Source organism: Reinekea sp. (genome assembly GCF_982785585.1).
The window spans coordinates 1-6,729 of record NZ_CEYAVF010000058.1 but is presented as its reverse complement, the minus strand read 5'-3'; the positions used below and the strand labels follow the sequence as shown (position 1 = coordinate 6,729).

The following is a 6,729-nucleotide window of genomic DNA, read 5'->3' as shown; positions in this document are numbered from 1 at the left end:
AGGCTGAAGGTCTCGCCGTAGAGATGATTAAAGCGCTGGGCAATATCACGCGCCATTTCGATGTGCTGGCCCTGGTCTTTGCCGACCGGTATTTTCTGGCCATTGAACATCAGGATGTCGGCCGTCATCAGGATCGGGTAACTGAACAGACCCATCTCGATACCCTTGTCGGCATCAGCTTCGCTGCCCGACAAATTATCCTGCACCGCGGCCTTATAGGCATGCGCTCGATTCATCAGGCCCTTGGCGGTGATGGTGGTCAGAATCCAGCACAACTCGAGTATTTCGGGGACATCGCTTTGGCGGTAAAAGGTCACCCGATTCGGGTCCAGGCCGGTGGCCAACCAGGTGGCCGCAATCGAGCGCGCGGACTCACGGATCAGCGCCGGTTCATGGCTTTTAATCAGGGCGTGGTAGTCGGCTAAAAAAAGAAAGGACTCGGCATTGGCGCTTTGGCTGGCCAAGATAGCAGGGCGTATGGCGCCGGCGTAGTTACCCAGGTGGGGGTTGCCGGTGGCGGTAATACCCGTTAGTACACGTGTTGTTGTCATGTTGGTTTCGTCTAATCAGTAAGGCCTATGCCCAGCACTGTACTATAAGCGACAAGTGCCGGGCAACTGGCGGAAACAATAAAAAAGGCCGGTCTAAGACCGGCCTTCGGCTCTGCAATGGCGCGCCTGACTAAGGTTTTTCGTCGGCTTCGTTGCCTTCATCTTTAAGCCAGCTGGGCACCTCATCCTGATCGACTTGCTCGCGCTCTTGCGGGATCAAATCCTCTTTCGAGATGTTCATTAGCATCAGGATGTTGGCGGCGACATAGATTGACGAGTAGGTACCGATCGCCACGCCGACGATTAAGGCGATGGCGAAAGCAAAGATCATCTCACCGCCGAGCACCGCCAAGGCGAGTAGCACCAAGACCGTGGTGAAGGAGGTGATAATGGTTCGGCCCAGCGTTTGCGTCAGCGAAATATTGATCAGGTACGAGATATCGTTACTGCGCAAGGTCTGAAAGCTTTCGCGGATCCGGTCAGAGACCACAATGGTATCGTTCAACGAGTACCCGATCACAGCCAACACCGCGGCGAGCACCGTGAGGTCGAACGCCATCTGGGTCAGGGAGAAAAACCCGAGCACAATCAGCACATCGTGTACCAAGGCGACCACGGCGCCGATGGCAAACTTAAATTGGAAACGAAAGGCGATATAGAGCATCACCAAGCCCAAGGCGACCAGCATGCCGATGCCGCCCTGGTTGGCCAGTTCTTCACCGACCTGAGGGCCGACAAATTCGTTGCGGCGCAAGCTGACGTCGTCGCGCATGGCTTGCACCAAGCTGAGAACTTCCTCACCCAGAGCCGGGTTGTTGTCTTCCTGCATGCGGATGAGCACATCGGTGTTATTGCCGAAATACTGCGCCGCGACATCTTTGTAGCCCGCATCGACCAGGGTAGAGCGGATCAGTTCAACATCCACACTGCGTTCAAAGCCCAATTCAATCTGCGCGCCACCGGTGAAATCGAGGCCGAAATTGAGGCCGCGGGTCGCCAGAGATAGCACCGAGACCAGCAATAGGACGGCGGACAGAAACAGGGCTATTTTGCGTTTACCCATAAAGTCGAGCACTTTCACTTCAGACATACTGGTCTCCTTAAATGGGTAACTTGGTGACAACTCGGCCGCCATAGACCAGATTGGTCAGGCCGCGGGTTAGCATAATGGCGGTAAACATCGAGGTAATAATACCGACCGAGAGGGTCACGGCGAAGCCCTTGACTGAACCGGTGCCGATGGCGTAGAGGATCACGGCAACGATCAGAGTGGTGATGTTGGCATCCAGAATGGTCACAAAGGCGCGGTTGTAACCGGCGTCGATGGCGGTCTGGATCGGTCGGCCGAGGGCGAGTTCCTCTTTAATGCGCGAGAAGATCAACACGTTGGCGTCGACCGCCATACCGACCGTTAAGACGATGCCGGCAATGCCGGGCAGGGTCAGGGTGGCACCGAGGATCGACATAACCGCGGTCACCAAGATCAGGTTAACCGAGAGCGCGACGCTGGCAAAGACGCCAAAGACCTTATAAAAACCAATCATAAAGAGTATGACCAAGCCAAAGCCGATCACCACGCTCTCCAAACCCTTAGCGATGTTTTCAGCACCCAGGCTCGGGCCCACCGTGCGTTCCTCCACAAAGGTCATCGGTGCGGCCAGGGCGCCGGCGCGCAACAGCAGCGCCAGTTCCGAGGCTTCTTCCGGACTATCGAGGCCGGTGACCTGGAAGTTGGACGAGAAGATGCCCTGAATGGTCGCCAGCGAAATGATTTCGCGTACTTCAAAATTACGATATTGCGGCACCTGCTCACCGTTGATGGTCTCATAGCCGAGCAGCTCAGACTTCTGTTCGATAAAGACCACGCCCATCGGTTGCTTAAGATTGTTCTTGGTGGTCTCGCCCATGCGCGCGCCGCCGGCGCTGTTAAGCGTGACCGAAACGGCCGCGGTACCATTCTCGTCGAATGTGGTTGAGGCATTGGTGACGCTGTCGCCGGTCACAATTATGTCTTTTTCCAGCATGACCGTGCGGCTGCTATCTTTAAAGGTAAAGAGGTCACCATTACCGTCTTTGGATTGCAGACGGTATTCCAAGTTAGCGGACTTGCCCAAAATGGTTTTGGCGCTGGCGGTATCTTGCACGCCGGGTAATTCAACCACAATTCGGTTACGACCCTGACGCTGAACCAGTGGCTCGGCGACGCCAATCTCATTGACTCGGTTGCTCAGCGTGGTTTGGTTTTGCTTAATCGCATAGTCTTCCATGGCGCTGATGGCCGTTTCGGTCAAGACCAGATTGAGCGAGGGTAACTCACGTACCTCGGTATCGGAATAGAGGAACTCGGGGACGTTACGCTTCAACCAAGTCTTGGCTTGATCGCGGAAGGCGCTGTCGACCAGAACCACTTGGATACTGTCACTGCCGGTCACATTGACGGCGCGATAGCGGATACCCTCTTCACGCAAGCTGCGCTTGATGTCCGCTTCAAAGTTGGCCAAGCGATTGCCGATGTACTTGTCCATGTCCACTTCCATCAGGAAATGCACACCACCGGACAGGTCTAGGCCCAAGGCCATGGGTTTGCCGCCGAGCACCGAGAGCCATTGGGGCGTCGTCGGGGCCAGGTTCAGGGCGATTATATAGTCACTGCCCAGGCCAACCTGCAAGGCGGCCTTAGCGAGCAGTTGATCTTCATTGCTGTTGACGCGGATAAGCAGCGATTGAGCCTGCACATCGGCACCGAAATATTGGATTTGCGCTGCATCTAAGGCCGCAGTGGCCTGTGCCAAGGTATTGTTGTTGACGATGACGCCCGCCTTGGTAGCACGTATTTGAACGGCTGGATCATTGGGGTACAGGTTGGGCAGGCTGTAGTAGACGCCAATGACCAAAATGAAGCCGATAATTAGATATTTCCACAACGGGTATTTATTTAGCATGGTGATTCCCTGGCCGATGAAGCAAAACACCCAGCGAGGCTGGGTGTTTGTCGATATTAGATAGCTTTGAGCGTGCCCTTAGGCAAGGTCGCGCTAATGGCGTGTTTTTGGAACGTTAAGCTGACGTTCGGTGCCACTTCAACCTGGATATAGTCGTCGGTTACCTTGGTGACCTTGCCGGCGATGCCAGCATTTGTGACCACTTCGTCACCCTTACCAATCGAGCTGAGCAGGTTTTTATGCTCTTTGGCACGCTTGGACTGTGGACGCCAAACCATAAACCAAAAGATCACAAAGAAAACACCTAACATAATTGGCAATTGCCAAGCGGGCTGTGCTGGGGTTTCGCCTGCGGCCAAGGCAGCAACAGGGATTAAAGCTAATACAAGTGCGACGAGCTTTTTCATGATGTACTCCAAGTAATGGGTTTGTTTTTTTTTAAAATTCTTCCCCGGTCCATCGAGCCGAACCGGGTGGGCCGGAACGCAGGTGCCGCTCCGAGAATCAATACAGGCCGTTGACAAAAAATCGGATAGTCGTCTTATGGTGTCAAAGCCGGCGTTTCCAAGCCACGCAGCTGATAAAAGCCCTCGACATAGGCATCGAGGCGATTTTCTTCTATTGCGCCGCGCAATTGTGCCATTAAACGCTGATAATATCGCAAGTTATGGATGGTATTGAGCTGTGCACCGAGCATTTCGCCACATTTATCCAGATGATAGAGGTACGCCTTGGTGAAATTGCGACAGGTATAGCAATCGCAGTCGGCGTCCAATGAGCTGGTATCGTGGCGATACTTGGCATTACGGATTTTGACCACACCATCGGTGACAAACAGATGGCCATTGCGGGCATTGCGCGTCGGCATTACACAGTCGAACATATCCACTCCGCGGCGCACGCCTTCAACCAGATCTTCCGGTTTGCCCACGCCCATAAGGTAGCGAGGCTTGTCGGCGGGCATCAGGGCGGGCAGGTAATCGAGTACCTGCATCATTTCTTCCTTGGGTTCGCCGACGCTCAGGCCGCCGATGGCATAGCCGTCGAAGCCGATCTCGGTTAAACCGGCCAAGCTGACTTCACGCAGATCGCGCAGCATACCGCCCTGGATAATACCAAAAAGCGCCGACGGGCTGTCGCCGTGGGCATCCTTGGAACGTTTGGCCCAACGCAGTGACAATTCCATCGATTTCTTCACTTCGGCATGGGTCGCCGGGAAGGGCGTGCACTCATCAAAGATCATTACGATATCGGAACCGAGCGCCTTCTGAACCGCCATGCTGCTCTCGGGCGTCATATGCACCTTGTCGCCGTTGACCGGCGACTGAAAGGTCACCCCATCCTCGGTAATCTTGCGCATCTTACCCAGGGAGAACACCTGAAAGCCACCGGAGTCGGTTAGGATGGGCTTGGACCAATTGGCAAAGTCGTGCAGATCGCCGTGGTCGCTGATCACCTCGGTGCCCGGCCGCAACATCAGATGAAAGGTGTTGCCGAGAATAATTTCCGCGCCGATGTCTTCTAAATCTCTTGGCGTCATGCCCTTAACGGTGCCATAGGTGCCGACCGGCATAAACGCGGGTGTTTGCACGTCACCCCGAGGAAAGCTCAAAGTACCCCGACGCGCTTTGCCATCGGTATTGTGCAGGGTGAAGGACATAAAGCTGGAATGGCTCATGCGGTGGCCTCGCTAGCTAAGGGCGGTAGGTTATGGGGGGTGACAAACATCGCATCGCCATAACTGAAAAAACGATACTGCTCGTGCACGGCTTCGGCATAGGCGGCCATCACCGCATCCTGCCCGGCAAAGGCGCTGACCAGCATAATCAAGGTCGATTTGGGTAAGTGAAAATTGGTTAACATGGCATCGACGGTCTTAAAGCGATAACCCGGGTAGATAAAGATGCGCGTGTCCCCGGTGAAGGGCTCAATAGCGCCAGAGCTCGAGGCACTCTCTAACGAACGGACACTGGTAGTCCCGATCGCGATCACCCGCTTACCCGCGGCCTGAGTGGCGCGAATCTGCTCAACCACGGCGAACGACACATCGACCCACTCCGCATGCATAATGTGGTCAGCCAACTGCTCGGTTTTAACCGGTGCAAAGGTGCCTGCACCGACATGCAGGGTAACAAAGGCTGTGTTGACACCCTTGTCGGCCAGTCGAGCCATCAGGGCATCATCAAAATGCAGCCCGGCCGTCGGCGCAGCCACGGCGCCTTTTTTGTCGGCATAGACGGTTTGGTAACGCTCACGGTCGGTGCTGTCATCGGCCCGTTCAAGATAGGGCGGCAATGGCATGTGGCCGTGTTGGTCGAGCAGATCGACCAGTGGCTCTGGGTTGCGGCACTCAATCTTAAACAGATTGTCATCGCGGCCGGTCACGACCAACTCGATGCCGCCTTCCATCAGCAGCTCGGTACCCACCTTGGAGCTCTTGTTGGCCCGAATATGCGCCAAGGCGGTGTGGCTGGAGGTCATCCGCTCAATCAGCACCTCGATCTTACCGCCGGAGGTCTTTTGGCCGAACAGCCGGGCCGGTATCACCCGGGTGTCGTTGAAGACCAAGAGATCGCCAGGCGATACCAGATCTTCAAACTGCGGAAAGCGCAGGTGTTGGCATTGACCGGTATCACCGGCCAGATGCAGCAGACGGCTGCCCGTGCGTTCGCTGGCCGGGTGGCGGGCGATCAAATTATCGGGTAATTCAAAGTCAAAATCGTTTAGGTGCATGCGGGCTTATCAGGGTACCAAAAAAGGCCGACCATTCTATCTGATTTGTCCGCCCGTCTCTATGGTGCAGGGCCATTCTTAGCGGCGATAATGACAGTCTGGCTTGCAAAACTAATGGACTGTTGTGCGCAGTAGGGTAAATGCGGTCATTCATTGATCAATAAGCAGTCAGCCGGTACCCAGTTCGGCCCCTAGGTCGAATTGCGCCTGTCGGGTACCGATTTCCTCAAAGTTGACTGTATATGGCGGGGATTCGCAGCCATAGCTGGGAAAGTCAGCCAATGACCCCAAAACCTAAGCTAAGTGCTTGACACAAAAGAATTAATCCCTAGAATAGCGCCCCACAGTGCCAGCGTGGTGAAATGGTAGACACACGGGATTCAAAATCCCGCGCCCTTAAAAGCGTGCCGGTTCGAGTCCGGCCGCTGGTACCAAATATTGCTTAGAAGCCTGCTATGAAGCGGGCTTTTTTGTGCCTGCGATAAAACCGCCTTAAAAACCCA

At 55.0% G+C, this 6,729-nt stretch carries 6 protein-coding genes and 1 tRNA gene; 1 reads left to right on the top strand and 6 read right to left on the bottom strand.

Features of this window, described 5'->3' with window-relative positions; all coding sequences use genetic code 11:
* The 6 genes from trpS to queA form a co-directional block, all read right to left on the bottom strand.
* A partial coding sequence (gene trpS, locus AC4FIC_RS14795) for a tryptophan--tRNA ligase (RefSeq protein ID WP_490359435.1) occupies window positions 1–551 on the bottom strand: 551 nt, incomplete at its 3' end.
* A gap of 130 nt (window positions 552–681) precedes the next feature.
* The gene (secF, locus tag AC4FIC_RS14790; RefSeq protein WP_100258114.1) at window positions 682–1,641 is read right to left on the bottom strand and encodes a protein translocase subunit SecF; all 960 of its coding nucleotides are present in this window, start codon (window positions 1,639–1,641) and stop codon (window positions 682–684) included.
* A 10-nt stretch (window positions 1,642–1,651) separates the two neighbouring features.
* Entirely contained in the window at window positions 1,652–3,493 is a 1,842-nt protein-coding gene (gene secD / locus AC4FIC_RS14785; RefSeq protein ID WP_476194325.1) for a protein translocase subunit SecD, read from the bottom strand.
* Between the two features lie 56 nt (window positions 3,494–3,549).
* Window positions 3,550–3,900 carry a preprotein translocase subunit YajC gene (gene yajC, locus AC4FIC_RS14780; RefSeq protein WP_100258112.1) on the bottom strand — a complete coding sequence of 117 codons (351 nt, stop codon included), beginning with the start codon at window positions 3,898–3,900 and terminating at the stop codon, window positions 3,550–3,552.
* Between the two features lie 134 nt (window positions 3,901–4,034).
* A complete protein-coding gene (tgt, locus tag AC4FIC_RS14775) occupies window positions 4,035–5,171 on the bottom strand; it encodes a tRNA guanosine(34) transglycosylase Tgt (RefSeq protein WP_405124663.1) in 1,137 nt (378 codons plus the stop codon).
* Window positions 5,168–6,226, bottom strand: coding sequence for a tRNA preQ1(34) S-adenosylmethionine ribosyltransferase-isomerase QueA (gene queA / locus AC4FIC_RS14770; protein ID WP_100258111.1), 1,059 nt, complete (start codon window positions 6,224–6,226; stop codon window positions 5,168–5,170). Before queA ends, tgt begins: the two co-directional genes overlap by 4 nt.
* A 348-nt stretch (window positions 6,227–6,574) precedes the next feature.
* On the opposite strand from queA, the gene AC4FIC_RS14765 reads away from it, so the two are divergent.
* Window positions 6,575–6,660: transfer RNA gene (locus AC4FIC_RS14765), tRNA-Leu, on the top strand.
* Window positions 6,661–6,729 lie beyond the last annotated feature (69 nt).